Origin of the sequence: Streptomyces sp. NPDC086554 (assembly GCF_040686095.1) — a bacterium.
Taxonomy (GTDB): domain Bacteria; phylum Actinomycetota; class Actinomycetes; order Streptomycetales; family Streptomycetaceae; genus Streptomyces.
Map to the genome: position 1 here is coordinate 1 of NZ_JBFBJK010000043.1, position 24,320 is coordinate 24,320.

Annotated in this window: 18 protein-coding genes; 11 read left to right on the top strand and 7 right to left on the bottom strand. The window is 69.8% G+C overall.

Annotated features, from left to right (window positions below; all coding sequences use genetic code 11):
* Positions 1-75: 75 nt before the first annotated feature.
* Positions 76-978: a tRNA (adenine-N1)-methyltransferase gene (locus AB0O76_RS41460; protein ID WP_365502470.1), complete on the bottom strand. Its 903-nt coding sequence runs from the start codon at positions 976-978 to the stop codon at positions 76-78.
* Between the two features lie 50 nt (positions 979-1,028).
* Positions 1,029-2,678, bottom strand: a complete 1,650-nt coding sequence (locus tag AB0O76_RS41465; protein ID WP_365502539.1) for a site-2 protease family protein — start codon at positions 2,676-2,678, stop codon at positions 1,029-1,031.
* Between the two features lie 572 nt (positions 2,679-3,250).
* Here AB0O76_RS41465 and AB0O76_RS41470 point away from each other — a divergent pair.
* Together AB0O76_RS41470 and AB0O76_RS41475 are read left to right on the top strand one after the other, a co-directional pair.
* Positions 3,251-4,132, top strand: coding sequence for a RecB family exonuclease (locus tag AB0O76_RS41470; protein WP_365502472.1), 882 nt, complete (start codon positions 3,251-3,253; stop codon positions 4,130-4,132).
* Positions 4,133-4,146: 14 nt separating this feature from the next.
* Positions 4,147-4,818, top strand: coding sequence for a response regulator transcription factor (locus tag AB0O76_RS41475; RefSeq protein WP_135332738.1), 672 nt, complete (start codon positions 4,147-4,149; stop codon positions 4,816-4,818).
* Positions 4,819-4,895: 77 nt separating this feature from the next.
* Here AB0O76_RS41475 and AB0O76_RS41480 read toward each other — a convergent pair whose 3' ends face one another.
* The 4 genes from AB0O76_RS41480 to metH all read right to left on the bottom strand — a co-directional run bounded on the left by AB0O76_RS41480 (position 4,896) and on the right by metH (position 12,839).
* Complete coding sequence (locus tag AB0O76_RS41480) at positions 4,896-6,482, bottom strand: ABC transporter substrate-binding protein (protein ID WP_365502474.1); 1,587 nt, start codon at positions 6,480-6,482, stop codon at positions 4,896-4,898.
* A gap of 91 nt (positions 6,483-6,573) precedes the next feature.
* Positions 6,574-8,181, bottom strand: coding sequence for an ABC transporter substrate-binding protein (locus tag AB0O76_RS41485; RefSeq protein WP_365502476.1), 1,608 nt, complete (start codon positions 8,179-8,181; stop codon positions 6,574-6,576).
* A 324-nt stretch (positions 8,182-8,505) separates the two neighbouring features.
* The gene (locus AB0O76_RS41490) at positions 8,506-9,207 is read right to left on the bottom strand and encodes an HAD family phosphatase (protein WP_365502478.1); all 702 of its coding nucleotides are present in this window, start codon (positions 9,205-9,207) and stop codon (positions 8,506-8,508) included.
* Positions 9,208-9,317: 110 nt separating this feature from the next.
* A complete protein-coding gene (gene metH, locus AB0O76_RS41495) occupies positions 9,318-12,839 on the bottom strand; it encodes a methionine synthase (protein WP_365502480.1) in 3,522 nt (1,173 codons plus the stop codon).
* A 277-nt stretch (positions 12,840-13,116) separates the two neighbouring features.
* On the opposite strand from metH, the gene AB0O76_RS41500 reads away from it, so the two are divergent.
* The 9 genes from AB0O76_RS41500 (at position 13,117) to mtnB (ending at position 22,683) form a co-directional block, all read left to right on the top strand.
* The gene (locus AB0O76_RS41500; RefSeq protein WP_365502482.1) at positions 13,117-13,881 is read left to right on the top strand and encodes an IclR family transcriptional regulator; all 765 of its coding nucleotides are present in this window, start codon (positions 13,117-13,119) and stop codon (positions 13,879-13,881) included.
* A 410-nt stretch (positions 13,882-14,291) separates the two neighbouring features.
* Positions 14,292-15,083 (top strand): MIP/aquaporin family protein, encoded by a 792-nt coding sequence (locus tag AB0O76_RS41505; protein WP_365502484.1) that lies wholly within the window; start codon positions 14,292-14,294, stop codon positions 15,081-15,083.
* A gap of 63 nt (positions 15,084-15,146) precedes the next feature.
* A complete protein-coding gene (gene glpK / locus AB0O76_RS41510; RefSeq protein WP_365502486.1) occupies positions 15,147-16,688 on the top strand; it encodes a glycerol kinase GlpK in 1,542 nt (513 codons plus the stop codon).
* 13 nt (positions 16,689-16,701) lie between these two features.
* Positions 16,702-18,324, top strand: a complete 1,623-nt coding sequence (locus AB0O76_RS41515; RefSeq protein WP_365502488.1) for a glycerol-3-phosphate dehydrogenase/oxidase — start codon at positions 16,702-16,704, stop codon at positions 18,322-18,324.
* Positions 18,325-18,443: 119 nt separating this feature from the next.
* Entirely contained in the window at positions 18,444-19,568 is a 1,125-nt protein-coding gene (locus tag AB0O76_RS41520; RefSeq protein WP_365502490.1) for an MsnO8 family LLM class oxidoreductase, read from the top strand.
* A gap of 43 nt (positions 19,569-19,611) precedes the next feature.
* A complete protein-coding gene (locus tag AB0O76_RS41525) occupies positions 19,612-20,676 on the top strand; it encodes an LLM class flavin-dependent oxidoreductase (protein WP_365502492.1) in 1,065 nt (354 codons plus the stop codon).
* A gap of 68 nt (positions 20,677-20,744) precedes the next feature.
* On the top strand, positions 20,745-21,329 hold the full coding sequence (locus tag AB0O76_RS41530; RefSeq protein ID WP_361827500.1) for a cupin: 585 nt from the start codon (positions 20,745-20,747) through the stop codon (positions 21,327-21,329).
* Positions 21,326-22,081 (top strand): acireductone synthase, encoded by a 756-nt coding sequence (gene mtnC / locus AB0O76_RS41535; protein WP_365502494.1) that lies wholly within the window; start codon positions 21,326-21,328, stop codon positions 22,079-22,081. The genes AB0O76_RS41530 and mtnC overlap by 4 nt, the downstream gene beginning before the upstream one ends.
* Complete coding sequence (gene mtnB, locus AB0O76_RS41540; protein WP_365502496.1) at positions 22,078-22,683, top strand: methylthioribulose 1-phosphate dehydratase; 606 nt, start codon at positions 22,078-22,080, stop codon at positions 22,681-22,683. Before mtnC ends, mtnB begins: the two co-directional genes overlap by 4 nt.
* Positions 22,684-22,948: 265 nt before the next feature.
* Here the strand turns inward: mtnB and mtnA are convergent, their stop codons facing one another.
* Complete coding sequence (gene mtnA / locus AB0O76_RS41545; RefSeq protein WP_365502498.1) at positions 22,949-24,010, bottom strand: S-methyl-5-thioribose-1-phosphate isomerase; 1,062 nt, start codon at positions 24,008-24,010, stop codon at positions 22,949-22,951.
* Between the last annotated feature and the right edge of the window lie 310 nt (positions 24,011-24,320).

A 24,320-nucleotide genomic window follows, 5' to 3' on the forward strand; every position in this document is an offset into this window, starting at 1 on the left:
CGGCCCGGCGGGCCCGGTGGGGGGGGCCCCCCCGGCCGCGGGCGCCTGCTTGTTGGACGGGGCTCGCCGCGCGGGTCAGCGCGGGGTGCCGCCGTCGGCGTTCGGACCCGAGTAGTCCTCGCCGTACGCGCCCTTGGCGGGGCGGCGGCGGCGCATGGGGGGCTCGACGCCGTCCGCGAGGCGGCGGGCGGTGAGCAGGAAGCCGGTGTGGCCGATCATGCGGTGGTCGGGGCGGACGGCGAGGCCCTCGATGTGCCAGTTGCGGATCATCGACTCCCAGGCGGTCGGCTCGTTGAAGCCGCCGATCTCGCGGATGGACTCGACGGTCCGTGCGAGCTGGGTGGTCGTCGCGACGTAGCAGCAGAGGATGCCGCCGGGGACGAGCGCCTTGGAGACGACGTCCAGGCACTCCCAGGGGGCGAGCATGTCGAGGATGACGCGGTCGACTTCGGTGTCGCTCAGGTTGTCCTGGAGGTCGCCGACGGTGAGCTGCCAGGCGGGGTGCGGGGCGCCGAAGTAGCGCTCCACGTTCTGCTGGGCGATCTCGGCGAAGTCCTCGCGGCGCTCGTAGGAGTGCAGCATGCCCTGGTCGCCGATGGCGCGCAGGAGGAAGCTGCTGAGCGATCCTGAGCCGACGCCGGCCTCGACGACGCGGGCGCCGGGGAAGATGTCGGCGAAGGCCAGGATCTGCCCCGCGTCCTTGGGGTAGACCACGGCGGCGCCGCGGGGCATGGACAGGACATAGTCGGGGAGCAGGGGGCGCAGCGCGAGGTAGGCGACGTTTCCCGTGGTGCGGACAACGCTGCCCTCGGGAGCACCGATCAGCTCGTCGTGGGGGAAGGAACCCTTGTGGGTGTGGAAGTTCTTCCCGGCCTCGAGCGTGAACGTGTAGTGGCGGCCCTTGGGGTCGGTCAGCTGAACCTGGTCCCCGACCTTGAAGGGCCCGCGTCGGCGGGCGGCACCGGTCGGTTCGGACATGTGACCAGCCTACCGGCCCGTGCGGGGGTCGCCGACCACGGTGGCGTACGTCAGCTGGGGCGGGCCATGGCCTTCACGAAGGCGCGCTCCACGTCGGCGGCGGAGAGCACTCCGTAGATCTCGCCGGAGTCCTCGACGACGAGGTACTCCGTGGCGGGTGTGGCCCGCAGGGTGTCGAGGAGCTCCTCACCCGCGAGCTCGGCGGAGACCCGCATGCCTTCGGTGATGTCCTGGGCGAGGCCGCTGACGGTGACCCAGGGGCGCCGGTGTTCGGGCACGCCGACGATGGCGGCTTCGCGGACCACGGCCATGGGGTCGCCGTCGGCGTCGACGACGACCAGGGCGCGGGCCCCCGCGTCGTTGGCGCGGCGCAGCGCTTCGGAGAGCGGGGTGCTGGTCTCGACGGGGACGGCGCGGCGGGTCAGGGCGCGGGCCCGCAGCTCGGGCAGGTGTTCGCGCAGCCGGGCCATGCGCAGGCTGTTGCCGGCGCCGGTCCAGATGATCGCGGCGAGGATCGCGGCGAGCAGGGCGTCCGTGACGGTGTCCATGCCGCCGATGTCCTGGGCCTCGCCGCCGAGCGCGCCGGACTGGTTGAGGATGGGCAGGCCGACCAGGACGGAGATGGCGAGGGCGCGGCCGACCCAGGCGGCGGCGATGGTGCCGCTCATGGGTTTTCCGGTGATCTTCCAAACCACGGCCCGCAGCATCCGTCCGCCGTCCAGGGGCAGCCCCGGCAGGAGGTTGAAGGCGGCGACGATGAGGTTGGAGATCATCAGTCCCGCGAGCAGGACGCCGGGCACGGTGCCGGGCTCGACGGCGCGCATGCCGGCGTAGAACACCCCGGCGAGGACGAGGGAGAGCAGCGGCCCGACGAAGGCGAGGATGAACTCGCGTCCGGGTGTCTCACTCTCCTTCTCGATCTCCGACACTCCACCGAAGAACTGCAGCTGGATGCGGCGCACCGGCAGCTTGAAGCGCAGGGCGGCGACGGTGTGGGCCAGCTCGTGGACGAGTACGGAGGCGTAGAAGGCGACGGCGAAGAACAGGGACACCAGGTAGCGGGCGCCGCCGAGTTCGGGCAGGACGCGGTCGAGTTGCCCGCCGAAGACCCAGGTGATGAGGGCGGCGACAAGGAACCAGCTCGGCGCCACATACACAGGCACCCCGAACGGCCGCCCCATGAGCAGCCCTCCCCCGGGCCCCTTCTGCGCCTTGGGGGGCGTGGGCTTCGGTGCGGGACCGTGGGTGGCGTGCGCGAACTCGGGGTGGGCGTCGGTGGAGCGCGGCGCGGCGTCGCCGGTGGACTCCGTGCGGGGCGCCTTCACGAGACGGTCGCCGGAGCTGGGCGCGACCGACTCAGGTCCGGCGGGGCGGGGCGCGGCGGGCTCGGGTTCGGTGGGGGCAGGCGCGGCGGACTCGGGCTTGGTGGGGCCAGGCTCGATGGGGGCAGGCTCGACGGAGCCAGGCGCGGCAGGGCCGGGCTCAGCTGACTCGGGCGTGACGTGGCCGGGCGTGACGGGCCCAGGCTCGATGGGGCCGGTCTCGCCGGACTCGGCGGGCCGGGACCCGGCCGGGCGGTCGCCGGGCTCCGCGGTGACGGGAGTCTTGCCGGGGCCGGGCGCGGCGGGGCCGGGCGCGGCGGGGCCGGTGTTTTCGGGCCCGGGCGCGACGGGCCCAGGCGCGACGGACTCCGGCTCGATCGGAGCAGGCTCGACGGAGCCGTGCGTGACACGGCCGGGCTCAGCAGGGCCAGGTGCGGCGGACTCGGGCGTGACGGAGCCAGGCGCGGAATCGGGCGTGACGTGGCCGGGCGTGACGGGCCCAGGCTCGGTGGGGCCGGACTCGGCGGGCTGGGACCCGGCCGGGCGGTCGCCGGGCTGCGCGGTGACGGGGGTCTTGCCGGGGCCGGGCTCGGCGGGCTCAGGCGCGGTGGGGCGGGGTTCGGGCTCGGGTGTCGGGTGCTCGGGCTTCGCGTCGTCCGGTGTGGTTTCGGGCCCGGGCCCGGCGCCGATCGCGGCGTCCGGTCCGCTCCGGGTCGGCCGCGCGGAGTCGGCCGGCTCCACCGGGCGCGGCTGGCCGACACCCGGCCGCCCACCGTCCGTGCCGTCGGACCGCGGCCTGCCGCTCCCGCCGCTTTCGTCCACGATGTCCCCTCGTTCGAAGCGTCCCTCGCCCCTGTCCGGCGCGGTACACGCACGATCATGCAGGGCGAGAGGGTCTGTCGTCGATGGTATGCGGCCGTTGTCAGTGGCGGGCCGTAGGGTCTGTCCTCATGGAAACCAGCACCGACGGTGCCGTGGCGGCCGTGCGCCCGGCGTCGCTGTCGCCCTCGCGCGCCAGCGACTTCATGCAGTGCCCGCTGCTCTACCGGTTCCGGGTGATCGACAAGCTGCCGGAGAAGCCGAGCGAGGCGGCGACCCGCGGCACACTGGTGCACGCCGTCCTGGAGCGCCTCTTCGACGCCCCGGCCGGTGAGCGGACCGCGCCCCGCGCCAAGGCGCTGATCCCGGGGCAGTGGGACAAGCTGCGGGAAGCCAGACCGGAGCTTACGGAGCTGTTCGCGGACGATGAGGAAGGCCGGCGGCTCGCGCGCTGGCTCGGGGACGCGGAGAAGCTTGTCGAGCGGTGGTTCACGCTGGAGGACCCGACTCGTCTGGAGCCCGCGGAGCGGGAGCTGTTCGTGCAGGCCGAGCTGGATTCCGGCCTGAAGCTGCGCGGCATCATCGACCGGGTGGACGTGGCGCCCACCGGCGAGGTGCGGATCGTCGACTACAAGACGGGCAAGGCGCCCCGCCCCGAGTATGCGGAGGGCGCCCTCTTCCAGATGAAGTTCTACGCCCTGGTGGTGTGGCGCCTGAAGGGCGTGGTGCCGCGCCGGCTCCAGCTCGTCTATCTGGGCAGCGGCGATGTCATCACGTACGACCCGGTGATCGCCGACCTGGAGCAGGTCGAGCGGAAGCTGCACGCGCTGTGGGAGGCGATCACGCTCGCCACCGAGACGGGTGACTGGCGGCCGCGGCCGACGAAGCTCTGCGGCTGGTGCGACCACCAGGCCGTATGTCCGGAATTCGGCGGGACTCCCCCGCCGTACCCGCTTGCGGTGAGGGTGCCCGAGTCCGGTGCGGGTGAGCAGGGCAGAATGGGGCCGGGCTAGCGAAGGAGAGTTACGTGGCGATCCGTGTCCTACTGGTCGACGACCAGCCACTGCTGCGCACCGGGTTCCGGATGATTCTGGAGGCCGAGCAGGACGTCGCGGTCGTCGGCGAGGCCGGAGACGGCCTGCAGGCTCTCGACCAGGTGCGGGCGCTGCAGCCCGACGTGGTCCTGATGGACATCCGCATGCCGCGGATGGACGGTGTCGAGGCGACCCGGCAGATCACCGGACCTGGCCGGGACGGCCCGGCGAAGGTCCTGGTCCTGACCACCTTCGACCTCGACGAGTACGTGGTGGAGGCGCTGCGCGCGGGCGCCAGCGGCTTCCTGCTCAAGGACGCCCCGGCGAACGAGCTGGTGCAGGCGATCCGGGTGGTCGCGTCCGGCGAGGCGATGCTCGCGCCGAGCATCACCCGCAGGCTTCTGGACAAGTACGCCGGGCATCTCCCGTCGGGCGACGAGCCCGTGCCGGACACCCTGCACACGCTGACCGAGCGCGAGGTCGAGGTCCTGAAGCTGGTGGCCCGCGGTCTGTCGAACGCGGAGATCGCGGCGGATCTGTTCGTCAGCGAGACGACGGTCAAGACGCATGTGGGCCATGTGCTCACCAAGCTGGGCCTGCGCGACCGCGTGCAGGCCGCGGTGTACGCGTACGAGAGCGGTCTGGTGCGTCCCGGCGCGCAGTAGTTCAACGGATGACGGAAGAAGGTGGCCGCCCCTCGGGGCGGCCACCTTCTTCTGTATGCGGACGTACGCGGCCGGAATCAGCCCTTGCTGATCTCCCAGAAGCGGAACACCGTCGACGCGTCCAGGCAGGACTCCACGCCGTACACGTCGTCGCGGATCACCGCGTACTGCTTGGCCTGCCAGACCGGCAGGATCGGCAGCTCGTTCGCCACCGTGTCCTGGAGCCTCGCGTAGTCCTTGTTGGTCTTGGTGCGGTCGCTCTGGGCCGCGGTGCCGGGGATGATCTTCCCGGTGATGTCGCTGTTCGTGTAGCCGTTGTCGAGGACGTTGCCCTTGCCGAAGAACGGCTGGGTGAAGTTGTCCGGGTCCGGATAGTCCGGCACCCAGCCCTTGACGTAGACGCCGTACTTGCCGGCCTTGATGTCCTTCTCGTACTGCTTGAACTCGATGGACTTCACGTCGGCGTCGAACAGGCCGCTCTTGTTGAGCTGCTTGGCGATCGCCTTCAGCTCGTCATCCGTCGAGGGGCCGTAACGCGAGGGCGTGGACCAGAGCGTGAGCTTGACCTTGCCGCTCACGCCGCCGGCACGCAGGGCGGCCTCGGCCTTGGCGCGCTGCGGGCGGGCGCCGTAGGTGTCGAAGAAGGCGGTGTTGTGACCGCCGATGCCGGCCGGGACGATCGAGTACAGCGGCGTCGCCGTGTCCTGGTAGACCTCCTTGACCAGGGCGTCCCGGTCCAGGAGGTACGCCATGGCCTTGCGCACGCCGAGCTTGCCCGCGACCGGGTCCTTCACGTTGAAGACCAGGTGCTGCACCTCGGCGCTCGTGCCCTCGACGACGTCGATGCTCTGGCTCTCGCTGGAGGTGTCCTGCTCGATGTCCGCGACGTCGGAGGCGGCGAGGCCTCGGTAGGCGATGTCGACCTTGTTGTCCAGGATCGCCTGCTTCAGGCTCTTCCGGTCGTTGTGGAAGAACTTGATGGTGATGCCCTTGTTCTTCACCTTGGCGGTGCCCTTGTACTCGGGGTTGACCGAGAACACCGCCTTCTCCTTGGTGAAGGAGTCGAGCTTGTACGGCCCCGAGCCGGTGGCCTGGTCGTCTCCGCGCAGCGCGTTCATGTCGTACGAGCGGTGGTCGACGATGGATCCGGCGCCGGACGCGATCTTGCTGGGGAAGGTCGCGTCGGGGTACTTGAGCTTGAAGACGACGGTCCTGGTGTCCGGCGTCTCGACGCGGTTGAGCATCGGGAACATGATCGCGGGGCCGGCGTCGTCGCCGATCGTGCGCATGCGGTCGAAGGAGTACTTGACGTCCTTCGAGGTCAGCGACTTGCCGTTGCTGAATTTGAGGCCGTCACGGAGCGTGCACTTGAAGACCTTGGTCTCCGTGTCCGTGAAGCCGCACTCCTTGGCGGCCTCGGGCTCCGGCTCCGTGGCCCCGTTCGGGAAGCTCATCAGGGACTGGAAGACGTTGTTGAAGAGCAGCCACGACCCCGGGTCGTAGCCGGAGGCCGGGTCGGTGGCCAGGATGTCGTCGGACATCCCCACGACCACCGCGTCACCGGATTCCCCCGCATCGCCCGTCTCCGAACCGCAGCCGGTCAGCAGGGCGGCGGCCAGTCCTCCCGTGAGGGGAAGGGCCAGCCACTGGTTACGCAAGTTCACGTACGTACCTTGTCGTTGTTGTCCATCGGTGGAGCGGAACTCGGCATGCGCGCGGAGCGGAGCTCGGCGTTGGTGCCGGTGCGAGCGGAGGTCAGCCGCTCACACCGCGGCCGAGCTCCCACAGCTGCAGGTTCGACGAGGAGTTGAGGGCCCACTCGACGCCGGTGATGTCGTCGCGGGCGGCGATGTACTGCTTGCCCTGCCACAGGGGAAGCACCGGCACGTCCTCGGCGACGATGTCCTGGATCTTCTTGATGCTCTTGGAGGCCGTGAGCCGGTCCGCCTCGCGGCGCGAGTGCGGGATCAGCTCTTCGTTGATGGTGCTGTTCTCGTACGGCGAACCGAGGAAGTTGTCCTTGTCGAGGAACGGCGCGAGGAAGTTGTCGGCGTCGGGGAAGTCGGGGAACCAGCCCATCCCGTAGACGTCGTACGCGCCCTTCTGCTCGGCGGCGCGGAAGGTGCTCCAGGGGGCGCCCTTGATCGACACGTCGAACAGGCCGCTGTCGTTCAGCTGCTTCTGCAACAGCTGGAACTCCTTCTTGGTGGCCGGGCCGTAGTGGTCGGTCGTGTAGTGCAGGGTGAGCTTCACCGGGGTGGTGATGTCGGCCCGCTGCAGCAGGGCGCGGGCCTTGGCCGGGCTGGGGTTGCCGTACTTGTTGAAGAACGAGTTGGTGTGACCCGTGACGGTGGTCGGCACCAGCGAGAAGAGCGGCTCGGCTGCGGTTCCGTACACGCCGGTCGCGAGGGCGCCGCGGTCGACGATCTGCGCCATGGCCTGGCGGACGGCCCTGGACTTGACGGTGCTCGCGTCCGTGTTGAAGCCGAGGTAGCGGATCTCGAGGCCGGGCATCTCGACCAGCTCGATGTTCTTCGACGGGGTCTCGTCGAGATCCCTGATCTGCTGGGGCGACATGGTGCGGGTCATCATGTCGATGTCGCCGCTCTCGAGCGCCTTGCCCATCGCCTCGGTGGAGGCGTAGTTGCGCATCTCGATCGTGTCGCTCTTGGGCGTCAACGCGCCCTTGTAATTGGGGTTCTTGGAGAACACCGTCTTGACCAGCTGGCCGCCCTCGACCTCGTGCTCGGCGGTGTAGGGGCCCGAGCCGTCGACCTCGAAGCCGTCGCGCAGCTTGTTCTTGCTGTACTTGTCCTTGCTGATGATGCCCGCCGTGGGCGTGGCCAGCTTGTACGGGAACGTCGCGTCGGGGCTCTTGAGGTGGAAGACGACGCCGCGGTCGCCCTGCGTCTCGATCTCGTCGACGTTGGCCACCAGGCCGTCGGACCCGCTGGGGTTCTTGATCTTGATGTCGCGCACGCGCTCGATGGAGAACTTCACATCGGCGGCCGTCAGTGCCGAGCCGTCGGCGAATTTCAGGCCCTTGCGCAGTGTGCACTCGTAGCGCTCGTTGCCGGTGTCGGTGAAGCCGCACCTCTCGGCGGCCTCCGGCTCCGGCTCGCCGTCGCCGCGCGGCATGATCATCAGCGTCTGGAGGGTCTGGCGCAGGACGCTCCAGGATCCCGCGTCATAGGCGTACGCCGGGTCGAAGGGCGCCGGAACCTCGGCAGAGGTGGCGAACCGGTCCGTGGTGCCGACGGCGATCTCGTCGTCTCCCCCTCCACCACCCGCTCCGCCGCACGCGGCGAGCGCGGGGGCGAGCAGGCCTATGACGGCCGGCAGCACCAAAGTCTTACGGTTCATGCTCGACGTTCTCCAGAGCTGTTGAATCCCGCGCGAACCGGCAACCAGGGGTGGGGTCAGCCGGTTCTTGGGGGGTGGGGCGATGTTCTCGCGACGACATTAGTCCGCACCACCACAAGCGCCGGAAGAGACCGGAGTTGACCCTCAATCACGCAGCGAAACCGGGCGCGGACGCACTGATAACCCAACACGGGAAGGATTCGTGCAGGTTCCCCTGAATCCGGACACATCGCCACGCCGCAACCGGTGCATTTCGGTGCCCCCGCACAGTCCCGGCCGACTGTCGACCCTCCATCGAGTGGGAAAGGTCACACATGCGACGGTTCAGCGATTTCCGGCCATCAGGCCTTGTAGGAAAGGCAGGTTGACGTGTTCGAGCGAGGGGACGACGGTCCTGCCGGACGCGGGGTCGATCGGCGCGACGGACGGTACGGCGACCACCCGGCAGCCCGCGGCCTCGGCCGCGGCGACGCCGGTCGCGGTGTCCTCGATGACGGCGCATCTGGCCGGTTCCGCACCGATTCCGGCCGCAGCGAGGAGATAGGGATCCGGGTGCGGCTTGGTCCGCGCCACCTCGTCGCCCGCGATGGTCAGCGCGAAGTGGTGGGATCCGATCGAGTCGAGTACGCGGTCGATGATGCGCCGGTGGGACGCGGACACCAGCGCCATCGGCACCTCGTGCGCGGCCAGTTCCGCGAGCAGCCGCGCGGCGCCCGGCATCAGCGGCAGGGCACGGCCGATACGGTCCTCGAAGCCGTCGTTGAGCAGCACGGTGAGCTCGGCGAGGGTGATGTCGGCACCCGTGGACTCGATGAGGAAACCCGCGCTGCGCGTCATGGGACCGCCGACGACCACATCGCGCCAGGCCTCGTCGAGCGTGTGTCCGAGTGCGGCGAAGACCTCGACCTCGGCGTCCCACCAGAACCCCTCGGTGTCGACGAGGGTTCCGTCCATGTCGAGAAGAACGCCCTGAAGCGCGGAGCCTTCGGCCGTTCGGGTGCCGAGCGCGGGAACCGTACTGGTCATGCGACCACACCTTCCATGAGGGACGAGAAGGCCGGCCGCCCTTCTGACAGACATTTCTGACAGAGGGCAACCGGCCTGCACTGGACCGACCAGTGTACGACTGCGGCGGATTAGCGCGCGTTGAAGTATTTCGCCTCGGGGTGGTGGATGACGATCGCGTCCGTGGACTGTTCGGGGTGCAGCTGGAACTCCTCGGAGAGCTGTACGCCGATCCGCTCCGGCTGAAGGAGCTCGGCGATCTTCGCGCGGTCCTCCAGGTCGGGGCAGGCGCCGTAGCCGAGCGAGAAGCGCGCGCCGCGGTACTTCAGGTCGAACATGTCCTCGACGTTGGCGGGGTCCTCGCCGCCGAAGCCGAGCTCGGCGCGGACCCGGGCGTGCCAGTACTCGGCGAGGGCCTCGGCCAACTGCACGGACAGGCCGTGCAGTTCGAGGTAGTCGCGGTAGGAGTCGGCGGCGAACAGCTTGGCGGTCTCCTCGCCGATCTTCGAGCCGACGGTGACGACCTGGAGGCCGACGACGTCGGTCTCGCCGGACTCCTCGGGGCGGAAGAAGTCCGCGAGGCAGAGGCGGCGGCCGCGGCGCTGGCGGGGGAAGGAGAAGCGGGTGCGCTCCGAGCCGTCGTCGTTCAGGAGGATCAGGTCGTCGCCCTTGGACACGCACGGGAAGTAGCCGTGCACGACGGCCGCTTCGAGCATGTTCTTGGTGTGCAGCTCGTCCAGCCAGCCGCGAAGCCGCGGACGGCCCTCGGTCTCCACCAGCTCCTCGTACGTCGGACCGTCACCGGTCCTGGCCTGCTTGAGGCCCCACTGGCCCTTGAAGAGGGCGCCCTCGTCCAGCCAGGACGCGTACTCCTTGAGCTGGATGCCCTTGACCACCCGGGTGCCCCAGAACGGCGGCTCGGGAATGGGGTTGTCGGTGGCGACGTCCGAGCGGGCGGGCCCCTCGTCCTCGTTGACCTCAAGGACGGCGGCGGAGGCCTTGCTCTGGACACGGCGCTGCTTGAGCTCGGGCAGGGTCGCGCCGGGCACCCCGCGCTTGACCGCGATGAGGGCGTCCATCAGGCGCAGGCCCTCGAACGCGTCGCGGGCGTAGCGCACTTCGCCCTCGTAGATCTCGTGCAGGTCCTGCTCGACGTACGCACGGGTCAGGGCCGCGCCGCCGAGGATCACCGGGAAGTCGGCCGCCAGCTTGCGCTGGTTGAGCTCCTCCAGGTTCTCCTTCATGATCACCGTCGACTTGACCAGGAGGCCCGACATCCCGATGACGTCCGCGCGGTGCTCCTCGGCGGCGTCCAGGATCGCGGCGACGGGCTGCTTGATGCCCAGGTTGACCACGTTGTAGCCGTTGTTGGACAGGATGATGTCGACGAGGTTCTTGCCGATGTCGTGCACGTCGCCGCGGACCGTGGCGAGCACGATGGTGCCTTTGCCCTCGGCGTCCGACTTCTCCATGTGCGGTTCGAGGTGCGCCACCGCGGTCTTCATGACCTCGGCGGACTGGAGCACGAACGGCAGCTGCATCTGGCCGGAGCCGAAGAGCTCGCCGACGACCTTCATGCCCTCCAGGAGGGTGTTGTTGACGATGTCGAGGGCGGGCGTGTCCTGCAGGGCCTCGTCCAGGTCCGCCTCCAGGCCGTTCTTCTCGCCGTCGATGATGCGGCGCTGCAGGCGCTCGTCAAGCGGCAGGGCCAGGAGCTCCTCGGCCTTGCCGGCCTTCATCGACTTGGTGGAGACGCCCTCGAAGAGCTCCATGAGCTTCTGGAGGGGGTCGTAGCCCTCTTCCCTGCGGTCGTAGATGAGATCGCTTGCGACCTTCACCTGCTCGTCGTCGAAGCGCGCGATCGGCAGGATCTTGGAGGCGTGCACGATCGCCGAGTCCAGGCCCGCCTTGACGCACTCATCCAGGAAGACGGAGTTGAGCAGGACGCGGGCGGCCGGGTTGAGGCCGAAGGAGATGTTGGACAGACCCAGGGTGGTCTGCACGTCCGGGCGGCGGCGCTTGAGCTCCCGGATCGCCTCGATGGTGTGGACGCCGTCCTTGCGGGACTCCTCCTGACCGGTGCAGATGGTGAAGGTCAGGGTGTCGATGAGGATGTCCGACTCGTGGATGCCCCAGTTGCCGGTCAGGTCGTCGATGATGCGCTCGGCGATGGCGACCTTGTTCTCGACGGTGCGGGCCTGGCCCTCCTCGTCGATGGTCAGCGCGATCAGCGCGGCGCCGTGCTCCTTGGCGAGCGCGGTGACCTTCGCGAACCGCGACTCGGGGCCGTCGCCGTCCTCGTAGTTGACCGAGTTGATGACCGCGCGGCCACCCAGCTTCTCCAGGCCGGCCTGGATGACGGGCAGCTCCGTGGAGTCCAGGACGATCGGCAGCGTGGAGGCGGTGGCGAAGCGGCCCGCAAGCTCCTCCATGTCGGCGACGCCGTCGCGGCCGACATAGTCGACGCACAGGTCGAGCATGTGCGCGCCCTCGCGGATCTGGTCGCGGGCCATCTCCACACAGTCGTCCCAGCGGCCCTCCAGCATGGCCTCGCGGAACTTCTTCGAGCCGTTGGCGTTCGTGCGCTCGCCGATCGCCATGTACGAGGTGTCCTGGCGGAACGGCACGGTCTGGTAGAGCGAGGCGGCACCCGGCTCGGGGTGCGGCTCACGGGCGGGCGTCTGCACGCCGCGCACCCGCTCGACGACCTGGCGCAGGTGCTCGGGGGTCGTGCCGCAGCAGCCGCCGACCAGGGAGAGGCCGTATTCGCGTACGAAGGTCTCCTGGGCGTCGGCGAGCTCGGGCGCCGTCAGGGGGTAGTGGGCGCCGTCCTTGCCCAGGACCGGCAGGCCGGCGTTGGGCATGCAGGAGATCGGGACGCGCGAGTGGCGGGCGAGATAGCGCAGGTGCTCGCTCATCTCGGCCGGGCCCGTGGCGCAGTTCAGGCCGATCATGTCGATGCCGAGCGGCTCCAGGGCCGTCAGGGCGGCGCCGATCTCGGAGCCGAGGAGCATCGTGCCGGTGGTCTCGACCGTGACCGAGCAGATCAGCGGGAGGTTCGCGCCGGTGGCTTCCAGGGCGCGGCGGGCACCGAGGATCGCGGACTTGGTCTGAAGGAGGTCCTGGGTGGTCTCCACCAGGAGCGCGTCGGCGCCGCCGGCGATCATGCCCTCGGCGTTGATCTGGTACGCGTCGCGCAGCACGGTGTACGGAGCGTGGCCCAGGGTGGGCAGCTTGGTGCCGGGGCCCATGGAGCCGAGGACCCAGCGCTGCTGCCCGGTCTTCTCGGTGAACTCGTCGGCGACCTCGCGGGCGATGCGGGCGCCGGCCTCGGAGAGCTCGAAGTTCCGCTCGGGGATCTCGTACTCGTTCAGGGCGGCGTAGTTCGCACCGAACGTGTTCGTCTCGACACAGTCGACACCGACGGCGAAGTACTCCTCGTGGACCGAGCGGACGATGTCCGGCCGGGTCACGTTCAGGATCTCGTTACAGCCCTCGAGCTGCTGGAAGTCGTCGAGCGTGGGGTCCTGCGCCTGGAGCATGGTGCCCATCGCTCCGTCGGCCACCACCACCCTGGTGGCGAGGGCTTCGCGGAGGGCTTCGACTCGGGTCCCGTCGTAGAGACCGGACGAGGGGGTCGGCAACGAGGCCATGAAAGAGCTCCCTGAGGTGCGACGGCTGTCGGCTTTGCGCTTCGGTTGGAGGCGCACTCGGTCAGGGTAGCCGGACGAAGGTCCAAGGCGCTCGGGTGTTCACGTGCCGGACGCCGCCCCGTACCGCCCCCGTCGGAGCTCCGGGGGTTGTCACGTAGAACGAGGGGGAAACGGCGAGAAACATCGCCTGTCGCTCATTAGCGGGAGGTCGACAACGACCGATAGTGTTCAGCATTGTCGAACGTTGATATCTGAGGGGACGGAGGAAGGGGCTGCGATGGCACGCAACATCCAGTCGCTCGAGCGGGCCGCCGCGATGCTGCGGCTGCTCGCGGGCGGAGAGCGACGGCTCGGCCTCTCGGAGATCGCTTCCGCCCTTGGCCTGGCCAAGGGCACGGCCCACGGCATTCTGCGCACCCTGCAGGCGGAGGGCTTCGTCGAGCAGGACTCCGCGTCGGGCCGCTATCAGCTCGGCGCCGAACTGCTGCGCCTCGGCAACAGCTATCTGGACGTGCACGAACTGCGGGCCCGCGCCCTGGTGTGGACCGACGACCTGGCCCGCTCGAGTGGGGAGAGCGTCTATCTGGGGGTCCTGCACCAGCAGGGCGTCCTGATCGTGCACCACGTCTTCCGGCCCGACGACAGCCGCCAGGTCCTGGAGGTGGGCGCCATGCAGCCGCTGCACTCCACGGCGCTCGGCAAGGTGCTCGCCGCGTACGACCCGGTGGCGCACAGCGAGGCCGCGGAGGCCGACTGGCAGTCCTTCACCGTGCACACCGTGATCGACCCGGACGACTTCGAGGGCGTCCTCGACCTCACCCGTGCGCGCGGGTACGCCGCGGACGTCGAGGAGACGTGGGAGGGCATCGCCTCGGTGGCCGCGCCCATTCACGACCGGCGCCGTATGCCGGTCGGCGCGGTGGGCATCACCGGCGCCGTGGAGCGCGTCCAGAAGGACGGCGAACTCCGGCCTGACCTGATTGCCGCCGTACGGGATTGCGCGCGCGCCGTGTCGCGTGACCTGGGCGCCGGGCGCTTTTAGCTCCACTGGTAGGCCGGTGCCGAATCTGCGGGCCGTCCGTGGCTGGTCGCGCCCACGCGGCGGAGCCGCACATGTCACAGCCCCGCGCCCCTTACGGGGCGCATCATCCCGCCGCTCAACATGCAGGGTGCACCCTTCTGCGCGACCATCGTTGGACCGCGTTTCGCCCCGTGGTCACCGATAACCCGGAACGATCAATAACGATCGTGTTTTCAATAAGAGAACTCTTGACGAGCATGTAACCCCGGGGTGAGACTCGCGTCCATCGGTCGGCATTGTCGAACACCTACCGGCATTACGCGCTAGAGTGTGGCAAGGCCAAGGGCCGGCAACGACCTCACCTGAGGTCGCGGACTCCCGGTGGGACCCGGGGTTCGCCTTCCCCTGGACGAAGGACAAAGGAGTCGCGGGTGTCCAGCTCCGACATCTTCATCGGCGAGACCATCGGTACCGCCCTGCTCATCCTGCTCGGCGGCGGAGTCGTCGCCGGCGTCGTACTCAAGCGTTCGAAGGCCAAGGACGCCGGCTGGCTCGCCATCACCTTCGGGTGGGGCTTCGCCGTTCTGACCGGCGCCTACATGGCCGGCGGCGTCTCCGGCGCCCACCTCAACCCGGCCGTCACCATCGGCCTCGCGATCGAGGGCGGCACCAAGTGGAGCGACGTACCGCTCTACCTGGCCTCCGAGATGCTCGGCGCGATGATCGGCGCCTTCCTGGTGTGGGTCACCTACATGGGCCAATTCCAGGCCCACCTGACCGATCCCGAGATCCTCGCGGCACAGCCGATGGAGGAAGGCATGGTCGATCAGAAGGCCGCGCCCAAGGCAGGACCGGTGCTCGGCATCTTCTCGACCGGACCCGAGATCCGGAACTACGTGCAGAACATGCTCACCGAGATCATCGGCACGTTCGTCCTGGTCATCGCCATCCTCACGCAGGGTCTGAACGACGGCGGCAACGGCCTCGGCGTCCTCGGCGCCCTGATCACCGCGCTCCTCGTGGTCGGCATCGGCCTCTCGCTCGGTGGCCCCACGGGCTACGCGATCAACCCGGCCCGTGACCTCGGCCCGCGCATCGTGCACGCCCTGCTCCCGCTGCCCAACAAGGGCAAGTCGGACTGGAGCTACGCCTGGGTTCCGGTCGTCGGCCCGCTGATCGGCGGCGCCCTGGCGGGCGGTCTCTACAATCTCGCGCTCAAGTAGGACCGCGACCGCGACCGACGACCGCCTGAGACAGACCGCCGAGCAAGAACTCTGGAGCACACCGTGACCACCGACGCACACACCGCAGGCCCCTTCATCGCGGCCATCGACCAGGGCACCACGTCCAGCCGCTGCATCGTCTTCGACAAAGATGGCCGGATCGTCTCGGTCGACCAGAAGGAGCACGAGCAGATCTTCCCGAAGCCGGGATGGGTCGAGCACGACGCCGCCGAGATCTGGACCAATGTCCAGGAGGTCGTCGCGAGCGCCATCGCCAAGGCCGGGATCACCCGCGACGACATCAAGGCGATCGGCATCACCAACCAGCGTGAGACCACGCTGCTCTGGGACAAGAACACCGGCGAGCCGGTGCACAACGCCATCGTCTGGCAGGACACCCGCACCGACGCCCTGTGCAAGGAACTCGGCCGCAACGTCGGCCAGGACCGCTTCCGCCGCGAGACCGGCCTGCCGCTCGCGTCGTATTTCGCGGGCCCCAAGGCCCGCTGGCTGCTCGACAACGTCGAGGGCCTGCGCGAGCGCGCCGAGGCCGGCGACATCCTCTTCGGCACCATGGACACCTGGGTCATCTGGAACCTGACGGGTGGTGTCAACGGCGGCCACCACGTCACCGACGTCACCAACGCGTCGCGCACCATGCTGATGAACCTGCACACCATGCAGTGGGACGAGAAGATCGCCGAGTCCATCGGCGTGCCGCTCGCGATGCTCCCCGAGATCCGCTCCTCCGCCGAGGTCTACGGCGAGGTCACCGGCGGCTCTCTCGGCGACGTCCTCGGCGGCATCCCCGTCGCCTCCGCGCTCGGCGACCAGCAGGCGGCCCTCTTCGGGCAGACGTGTTTCGCCCAGGGCGAGGCCAAGTCCACGTACGGCACCGGCACCTTCATGTTGATGAACACCGGTGAGACGGCCATCAACTCCTACTCGGGCCTGCTGACCACGGTCGGCTACCAGATCGGCGACCAGAAGCCGGTCTACGCGCTCGAGGGTTCCATCGCCGTCACCGGCTCGCTGGTGCAGTGGATGCGCGACCAGATGGGCCTGATCAACTCCGCCGCCGAGATCGAGACGCTCGCGTCGTCGGTCGAGGACAACGGCGGCGCCTACTTCGTACCGGCCTTCTCCGGCCTGTTCGCCCCGTACTGGCGTTCCGACGCCCGCGGTGTGATCGCCGGTCTCACCCGGTACGTGACCAAGGCGCACATCGCGCGCGCCGTCCTGGAGGCCACGGCCTGGCAGACCCGTGAGATCACCGACGCCATGACGAAGGACTCCGGCGTCGAGCTCACGGCCCTCAAGGTCGACGGCGGCATGACCTCCAACAACCTGCTGATGCAGACGCTCTCGGACTTCCTGGACGCCCCCGTGGTGCGCCCGATGGTCGCCGAGACCACCTGCCTCGGTGCCGCCTATGCCGCCGGTCTCGCCGTCGGCTTCTGGTCCTCGACCGACGAACTGCGCGCCAACTGGCGCCGGGCGGCGGAGTGGACCCCCCGCATGGACGCGGACACCCGCGACCGTGAGTACAAGAGCTGGCTCAAGGCCGTCGAGCGGACCATGGGCTGGCTCGAGGACGAAAGCTGACGAGGAGTAAGTCATGACCACCCTGCAGAGCGTCCCCGCCCTCGGGACGCATCCGGCTGCCGGTACGCGCGCTTCTTTTGGAGTGGCGAGCCGCGCCGAGACCCGGGAGCAGCTTTCCAAGGCGACGTACGACCTCCTGGTGATCGGCGGCGGGATCCTGGGCATCTCCACCGCCTGGCATGCCGCGCAGTCGGGACTGCGGGTGGCCCTGGTGGACGCCGGTGACTTCGCCGGCGCCACCTCCTCCGCCTCCTCCAAGCTCCTCCACGGCGGTCTGCGCTACCTGCAGACCGGCGCGGTGAAGCTGGTCGCGGAGAACCACTTCGAGCGTCGCGCGGTGTCCCGTCAGGTGGCCCCCCACCTGGCGAACCCGCTCACCTTCTACCTGCCCGTCTACAAGGGCGGCCCGCACGGCGCGGCCAAGCTGGGCGCGGGCGTGTTCGCGTACAGCGCGCTGTCCGCGTTCGGTGACGGCGTCGGCCACCTGCTCAGCCCCTCCAAGGCCGCGCAGGACGTGCCCGAGCTGCGTACGGACAACCTGAAGGCCGTCGCCGTGTACGGCGACGACCAGATGAACGACTCGCGCATGGCCCTGATGACGGTCCGCGCGGCCGTCGAGGCCGGTGCCTCCGTCCTCAACCACGCCGAGGTCACAGGACTGCGCTTCACCAAGGGCCGGGTCACCGGCGCGGAGCTCAAGGACCGCATGAGCGGCGACGAGTTCGGCGTCAACGCCCGTCTGGTCCTGAACGCCACCGGGCCGTGGGTCGACCACCTGCGCAAGATGGAGAACCCCGACGCGGCGCCCTCCATCCGCCTCTCCAAGGGCGCGCACCTGGTCCTCAAGCGCACCGCCCCCTGGAAGGCCGCGCTCGCGACCCCGATAGACAAGTACCGCATCACCTTCGCCCTCCCCTGGGAGGACATGCTCCTGCTCGGCACCACCGACGAGGAGTTCGAGGGCGACCCGGCCGACGTCAAGGTCACCGAGGCTGACACCGCGCAGATCCTGGACGAGGCCGCGTTCTCCATCCGCGACCAGCAGCTGTCCCGTGACCTGATCACGTACTCCTTCGCGGGTCTGCGGGTGCTGCCCGGCGGGCCCGGCGACACCTCGAAGGCCAAGCGCGAGACGGTCGTCACCGAGGGCGCGGGCGGCATGCTCTCCGTCGCGGGCGGCAAGTGGACGACCTTCCGCCACATCGGCCGTACGGTGATGAAGAAGCTGGAGTCGCTGCCGGGCCACCCGCTCGGCGAGGAATACGAGCCGATCTCGCAGCTGCAGAAGCGGCTTCCGCTGCCCGGCATCGCCAACCCGCGCGCGGTCGCGCACCGCCTCCTGGTCGACGGCCCGGCGCCCGGCCCGCGGATGGCCGCCGACACCGCCAGGCACCTGGCGACGCACTACGGCTCGCTCTCCTTCGACATCGCCCGCCTGGCGAACGAGGACCCGGCGCTCGCCGAGCGCATCTCGCCGGACGCCCCGGAGATCTGGGCGCAGGTGGTCTACGCCCGCGACCACGAGTGGGCCGAGACGGCGGACGACGTCCTTCGCCGCCGTACGACGCTGACGATCCGTGGCCTCGCGACGGACGACGTCCGCGGCAAGGTCCAGGACGTGCTCGACAACAAGTAGGCACTGGTCGATCGTCGAAGGGGCGGCTCCCTCTTGGGGGGGCCGCCCCTCCGGCGTACCCGGCCGGGCTGCCATACCGCGTACATACGCGTGCAATACGCCGCGGGGAGAGTTGGAGGATGCCTCCGGTTCCTCTCTCAGTACTTGATCTGGTCCCCGTCAGCTCCGGTTCCGACGCTCCGACGGCGTTGCGCAACACCGTCGAACTGGCCCGCGCCGCCGAGGAGTTCGGCTACCGCCGCTACTGGCTGGCGGAGCACCATCTCAATCCGGGCGTCGCCGGTTCCGCGCCCGCTCTGGTGATCCAGGCCGTCGCGCAGGCGACGCGGGAGATCCGGGTGGGGTCGGGCGCGGTGCTGCTCGGGCATCAGACGCCGCTGTCGGTCGTGGAGCAGTTCGGGATCCTGGACGCGCTGTATCCGGGGCGGATCGACCTGGGCGTGGGACGGTCGGGGCGGCCGCGCGGCACTCCCCCGGTGGCGACCGCAGCCGAGCGCGGGGGCACCTTCACGGACGAGGGCCTCTATCTGCCGCCCAAGTTCACGGGTTTCGCCCGACTCCTTCGATCGCCGCGCTTCCGGCTGCAGTTGAGCCTGCTCCAGCAGCCGGGCGCGCAGACTCCTGCGTACGACGAGCAGATCGACGACATCCTGGCGCTGTTCGGCGGTACGTACCGCGACGAGGACGGCGTCGAGGCGCACGCGACCCCGGGTGACGGCGCCGCCGTCGACGTATGGATCCTGGGCAGCAGCGCGGGCGAGAGCTCCGAGGTCGCGGGCGCGCGGGGCCTGCCCTTCGGGGCGAACTACCACGTCAGTCCGGGCACGGTGGTGGAGGCCGTGGAGGCCTACCGCGCGGCGTTCCGGCCCTCCGCCGTGCTGTCGGAGCCGTATGTGTCGGTGTCCGCCGATGTCGTGGTCGCGCCGGACGACGGGACGGCGCGGCGGCTCGCGGCCGGATACGCGCCGTGGGTGCGGTCGATCCGCAGCGCCGAGGGCGCGATCGAGTTCCCCACACCCGAGGAGGCCGCCCGTCATGAATGGACGGACGAGGACCGGGAGTTGGTGGCCGACCGCGTCGACACCCAGTTCGTGGGCGCGCCCGAGACGGTGACGGAGCGGCTCGCGGTACTCCAACGGGCCACCGGCGCCGACGAGTTGCTGATCACCACCATCACGCACGACCACGCGGACCGGCTGCGCTCGTACGAGCTGCTCGCCCAGGCCTGGTTCAAGCAGGCCTGAGACAGACACCGGTCCGGCACGTGCGCTCGAAGAAGAGGACACCATGAAGTTCCAGGTACTGTCGATCATCGGCCATGCCCCGCACCCACTGACCGGTCAACTGCCCACGTCAGCCGACCGGTTGGCGGATGTGATCGAGGTCGGCGTGGCTGCCGAACGGCTCGGGTACGACGCGTACGCCGTGGGCGAGCGGCACGCGGGCGCCTTCCTCTCGTCGAGCCCGACGGTCGTGCTCGGCGCGCTCGCGGCACGGACCACGCGCATCAAACTGCTCACCGGAGTCACGGTCGTCGCGATCCTCGACCCGGTACGGGTCGCCGAGGACTACGCGACGCTCGATCAGATCTCGCGCGGGCGCATCGAGTTGGTCATCGGCAAGGGCGCGGAGGCAGGGCACTTCGACCTCTTCGGGCTCGACGAGGAGCGGCAGTGGGATCTGCAGAAGGAGAAGTACGAGCTCCTCCGGCGCCTGTGGAGCGAGGAGAACGTCGACTGGGAGGGCGAGTTCAGGCCCGCCCTGAAGAACGTGACGACGGTGCCGCGCCCGTACGCGGGAGTGCCGCGGGTCTGGCACGGCTCGGCGACGTCCCTCAACTCGCCCGATCTGGCGGCCCGGCACGGGGATCCCCTCTTCACCGCCAACGCCGTCCAGCCGCGCGCCGCGTACGCGAAGCTGATCGCGTACTACCGCGAGCGGTTCGAGGCGTACGGACATGATCCGGCGCGCGCCCATGTGGCGGCGGGCTCGGGCGGTCTCCTCATCGCGGACTCCGCGGAGCAGGCGGTATCGCGCTACCGCGAGCTGTACGAGGCGAAGGTGAGGCAGTCCTTCAAGCCACATCTGGAGGGCAAGGCGGGCTACAACACGCCCTTCCGCACCATCGAGGACGCGATCGCCGACGGGCCCCAGCTGATCGGCTCCCCGCAGCAGATCATCGACAAGATCCTCGGCTACCACGAGGTGTACGGCCATGACCTGCAGTCCATCACCGTGGACGGGTTCGGTCTTGAGCGGGCCGAACAGATCGAGACGCTCCAGCGCTTCGCCGAGGAGATCGCGCCGGTGGTGCGCAGGGCCGCGCCGTCCACGCTGTGGGATGCCGTGTGACGGGTAGGCACCTGGGGCTACGATCCGAAGACATCCCTGACCTGACCTGACCTGCCCTGGAGTGATCAATGACTCTCCTGACGACCTGGGCCGAGTCCGGCCCCGAGACCGTCATACGCCGGACGTCCGACCCGGCCGAGATCGCCGCCGCGCTCGCCCCCGTCGGCGTGCGCTACGAGCAGTGGCCGGTGCGCGAGGACGTGCCCGCCGACGCGGACAGCGACACCGTCTTCGCCGCGTACCGCACGGAGATCGACAAGCTCAACGCCGAAGAGGGATTCCAGACGGTCGACGTGGTGGCGCTGCACCCCAGCGACGACCCCGCGTGGCCGGAGAAGGCGAAGGCGGCCCGGCAGAAGTTCCTCGCCGAGCACACGCACGACGACGATGACGAGGTGCGGTTCTTCGTCGCGGGCGCCGGGATCTTCTACCTCCACGTCGGCGGCGAAGTGCACGCGGTCTACTGCGAGAAGGGCGATCTGCTCGGGGTGCCGCGCGGCACGACGCACTGGTTCGACATGGGCACGTCCCCCGCGTTCACGGCGATCCGCTTCTTCCACGAGGAGGACGGCTGGATCGGCACCTTCACCGGCAGCCCGATCGCCGACCGCTTCCCGGACTTCGACACGATCCACGCGGGGTACGCCGCGTGAGTGTCTCTTTCGACGCGGGCGCCGCAAACAGTGTTGACGCCGTGGTGCTCGACATCGAGGGCACCACGAGCGCCACGGGGTTCGTGGTGGATGTGCTGTACCCGTACGCGCGCGAACGGTTCGGGACGCTGCTCGGCACGCGGGGCGCGGAGCCGGAGGTGGCGCGGGCCGTCGCGCAGGTGCGGGAGCTGGCCGGTGAGCCGGACGCCGATGCGGGAAGGATCGAGGAGATCCTGCACGGCTGGGTGGACGAGGACCGCAAGGCGACGCCCCTGAAGACCCTTCAGGGGATCCTCTGGGCGGAGGGGTTCGCGCGGGGCGAGCTGGTCTCGCACTTCTACCCCGAGGTGATCGGGGTGCTGCGGGGCTGGGTGGCGGGCGGGGTGCGCCTTTACGTGTACTCGTCCGGGTCGGTCTCCGCGCAGCGCGCGTGGTTCACGTACTCGCCCGACGGGTCCTTGATGGACCTCGTGAGTGGCTTCTACGACACCGAGAACGCGGGGCCCAAGCAGGAGGCGGGCTCGTACCGGGCCATTTCGGCGGCGGTGGGGGTGCGTGCGGATCGCACGCTGTTCCTCTCCGACCGGCCCGGTGAGCTGGACGCGGCGCGGGCGGCGGGGTGGCTGACGGTGGGCGTACGGCGGGCCGGGGAGCCCTATTTCGCCGCCGGGGTCGGCGGGCATCCGGAGGCGTTCGCCTTCGACGAGATCAATCTTTCGGCTTCGGCTTCGGCTTCGAGGGGCACGGCATGAGCGAGACCACTGCGTTGGACCTGGAGGAGGCGGGCGCCGTCCTGGCCGCCGAGGCGGCGCGGTTCGCCTCGTTCGGGTGGATGCGGGGTACGTCAGGGAACCTGTCCGTGGTGCTCTCGCGTACGCCGCTGCGGCTTGCCGTGACAGCGAGTGGGCGGGACAAGGGTGAACTCACTGCTGCGGACGTGGTGTTGACGGATGAGTCGGGTGCGGCGCTGGGGCCGGGGCGGCCGTCGGCGGAGGCCGCGCTGCACGCGCGGGTCGCGCGGCTGACCGGGGCGGGGGCGGTCGTCCATGTCCACACGGTGGCTTCGGTGGCCATGGGGCATCGGTCGCCCGAGGGTGTGGTGTTCCGTGACCTGGAGATGCTGAAGGGGCTCGGGCACGGGACGCACGAGGTGGAGGTGACGCTGCCGGTGATCGCCAACAGCCAGGACATGACGGTGCTTGGGGATCGCCTGGAGGCGGCGCTCTCACCGGGGATGCCGGCGGTGGTTGTGGCCGGGCACGGGATTTACGTCTGGGGTGCGGATCCTCGCGAGGCGCGGCACCGTACTGAAGTCGTGGAGTGGCTCCTGGAGTTGGAGCTGACCCGGGGTTAGGGCCTGTCCGATGGGTCAGGCCGGTCTTCGCGCCGGGTGCCGATTCAGCAGGGCCGAGCGGGCCCTGGTGCGTGCAGCTGCAAGGCGGAGGAGGGCGACAACGCGGAGCGTTGGCAACCGACGACAACGCCGCAGATGTGCGTGCCAGGGGTCGCGACCCCGGCAGGACCCATCGGACAGGCCCTAGCCCTGCGGGGCCTTCCAAACGCCGGACAGGCTGAATGATTGCGGCCGGGCTGGATACTTCAAGACCGGCAAAGCGCTCTCAGCTCAGCCCGCCCACCGGCAACTCGCCCGCCGAAACCTCCAGCACACCCCGCTCAGTCACCAGCGCCGACACCAGCGAACCCGGCGTCACGTCGAAGGCGGGATTGTGGCCGCGCGAGGCCGCAGGAGCCGTGCGGACACCCGCCCACTCCAACACCTCATCCTCGCCCCGCAGTTCGATGTGGATGTCCGAACCCGTCGCCGTGGCGAGATCCACCGTCGTCGTCGGTGCGGCCACCACGAACGGGATCCCCGCGTGCGCGCACGCCAGCGCGATCCCCACCGTGCCGACCTTGTTCGCGGTGTCGCCGTTCGCCGCGATCCGGTCCGCCCCGACGATCGCCGCGTCCACCTCACCCCGCAGAATCGTCCCCGCCGCCGCCCCGTCCGCCTGCACGAAGTGCGGTATCCCCTCCTGCACCAGCTCCCACGCGGTGAGCCGCGCGCCCTGCAGCAGAGGGCGGGTCTCATCGGCGTACACGGTCTCCAGGCGACCACGCCCGTGGAGTTCACGTATGACGCCGAGGGCCGTGCCCCAGCCCGCCGTGGCGAGCGCCCCCGTGTTGCAGTGGGTGAGGATCCGCAGCGGGCGGTCCCCGGCCGCGGGGACGCGCTTGAGGAGCCAGTCGGCGCCGAACGCGCCCATCGCGTGGTTCGCCTCCAGGTCCTCCCGGACGATCGCCTCCGCCTCGGCGAGCACCGCGGGCAGACCCGCGTCGACGAGGGGAGCGACCCGGTCCACGCAGACCATCAGGTTCACCGCGGTCGGCCGCGCCGCCCGCACCCGGGCCACCTCGGCGTCCAGGCGCGCCCGGTCCCAGCCCTCGCGTTCGCCCTGCGCCATGGCCAGCGCGACCCCGTATCCGCCGGCGGCACCGATCGCGGGCGCGCCGCGCACCACGAGCCGCACGATGGCGTCGACCAACTGGTCGACGGTGGTGACGTCGAGGCGGTTCAGGGCGTGCGGCAGCGCGGTCTGGTCGATCAGGGAGAGGGACGGGACGGCGCCGCCCTCCGCGGCCGCCTGCCATGTGACGGCGCGCAGATCCTGGCTGGTCATGGTGGTCAACTCCGAAGAAACAGGGGCGTTTGGGGCCATGCGAGGAGGGGTGCCGTCACCGTACCCGAAGCCCTCGAACCACAATTCGAGACGTTCGTGCGGCTGTCCGAAATCCGGTGTTACCCTCACCGCCACCCAGGACGGATCGATCCACGGTGCGAGGAGGACAGCCATGTACGGCGCCATCAACGGCACGGACGTCATGTGCTGCCCCGCCGTGTCCTTCGACGCCCGGCGAATGTGCCGCTGTCGTGGCTGTCGCTCCTGCCGCCGCTGAGCGACGCCGCTCCGCACCGCCCGCTCCCCGCCA

Bases quoted from the DNA above. Each gene is read 5' to 3' on its own strand.
- AB0O76_RS41460 (WP_365502470.1), bottom strand. From the start codon at position 978: ATGTCCGAACCGACCGGTGCCGCCCGCCGACGCGGGCCCTTCAAGGTC.
- AB0O76_RS41470 (WP_365502472.1), top strand. From the start codon at position 3,251: ATGGAAACCAGCACCGACGGTGCCGTGGCGGCCGTGCGCCCGGCGTCG.
- AB0O76_RS41485 (WP_365502476.1), bottom strand. From the start codon at position 8,181: ATGAACCGTAAGACTTTGGTGCTGCCGGCCGTCATAGGCCTGCTCGCC.
- AB0O76_RS41490 (WP_365502478.1), bottom strand. From the start codon at position 9,207: ATGACCAGTACGGTTCCCGCGCTCGGCACCCGAACGGCCGAAGGCTCC.
- metH (WP_365502480.1), bottom strand. From the start codon at position 12,839: ATGGCCTCGTTGCCGACCCCCTCGTCCGGTCTCTACGACGGGACCCGA.
- AB0O76_RS41500 (WP_365502482.1), top strand. From the start codon at position 13,117: ATGGCACGCAACATCCAGTCGCTCGAGCGGGCCGCCGCGATGCTGCGG.
- AB0O76_RS41515 (WP_365502488.1), top strand. From the start codon at position 16,702: ATGACCACCCTGCAGAGCGTCCCCGCCCTCGGGACGCATCCGGCTGCC.
- AB0O76_RS41520 (WP_365502490.1), top strand. From the start codon at position 18,444: ATGCCTCCGGTTCCTCTCTCAGTACTTGATCTGGTCCCCGTCAGCTCC.
- AB0O76_RS41525 (WP_365502492.1), top strand. From the start codon at position 19,612: ATGAAGTTCCAGGTACTGTCGATCATCGGCCATGCCCCGCACCCACTG.
- AB0O76_RS41530 (WP_361827500.1), top strand. From the start codon at position 20,745: ATGACTCTCCTGACGACCTGGGCCGAGTCCGGCCCCGAGACCGTCATA.
- mtnB (WP_365502496.1), top strand. From the start codon at position 22,078: ATGAGCGAGACCACTGCGTTGGACCTGGAGGAGGCGGGCGCCGTCCTG.
- mtnA (WP_365502498.1), bottom strand. From the start codon at position 24,010: ATGACCAGCCAGGATCTGCGCGCCGTCACATGGCAGGCGGCCGCGGAG.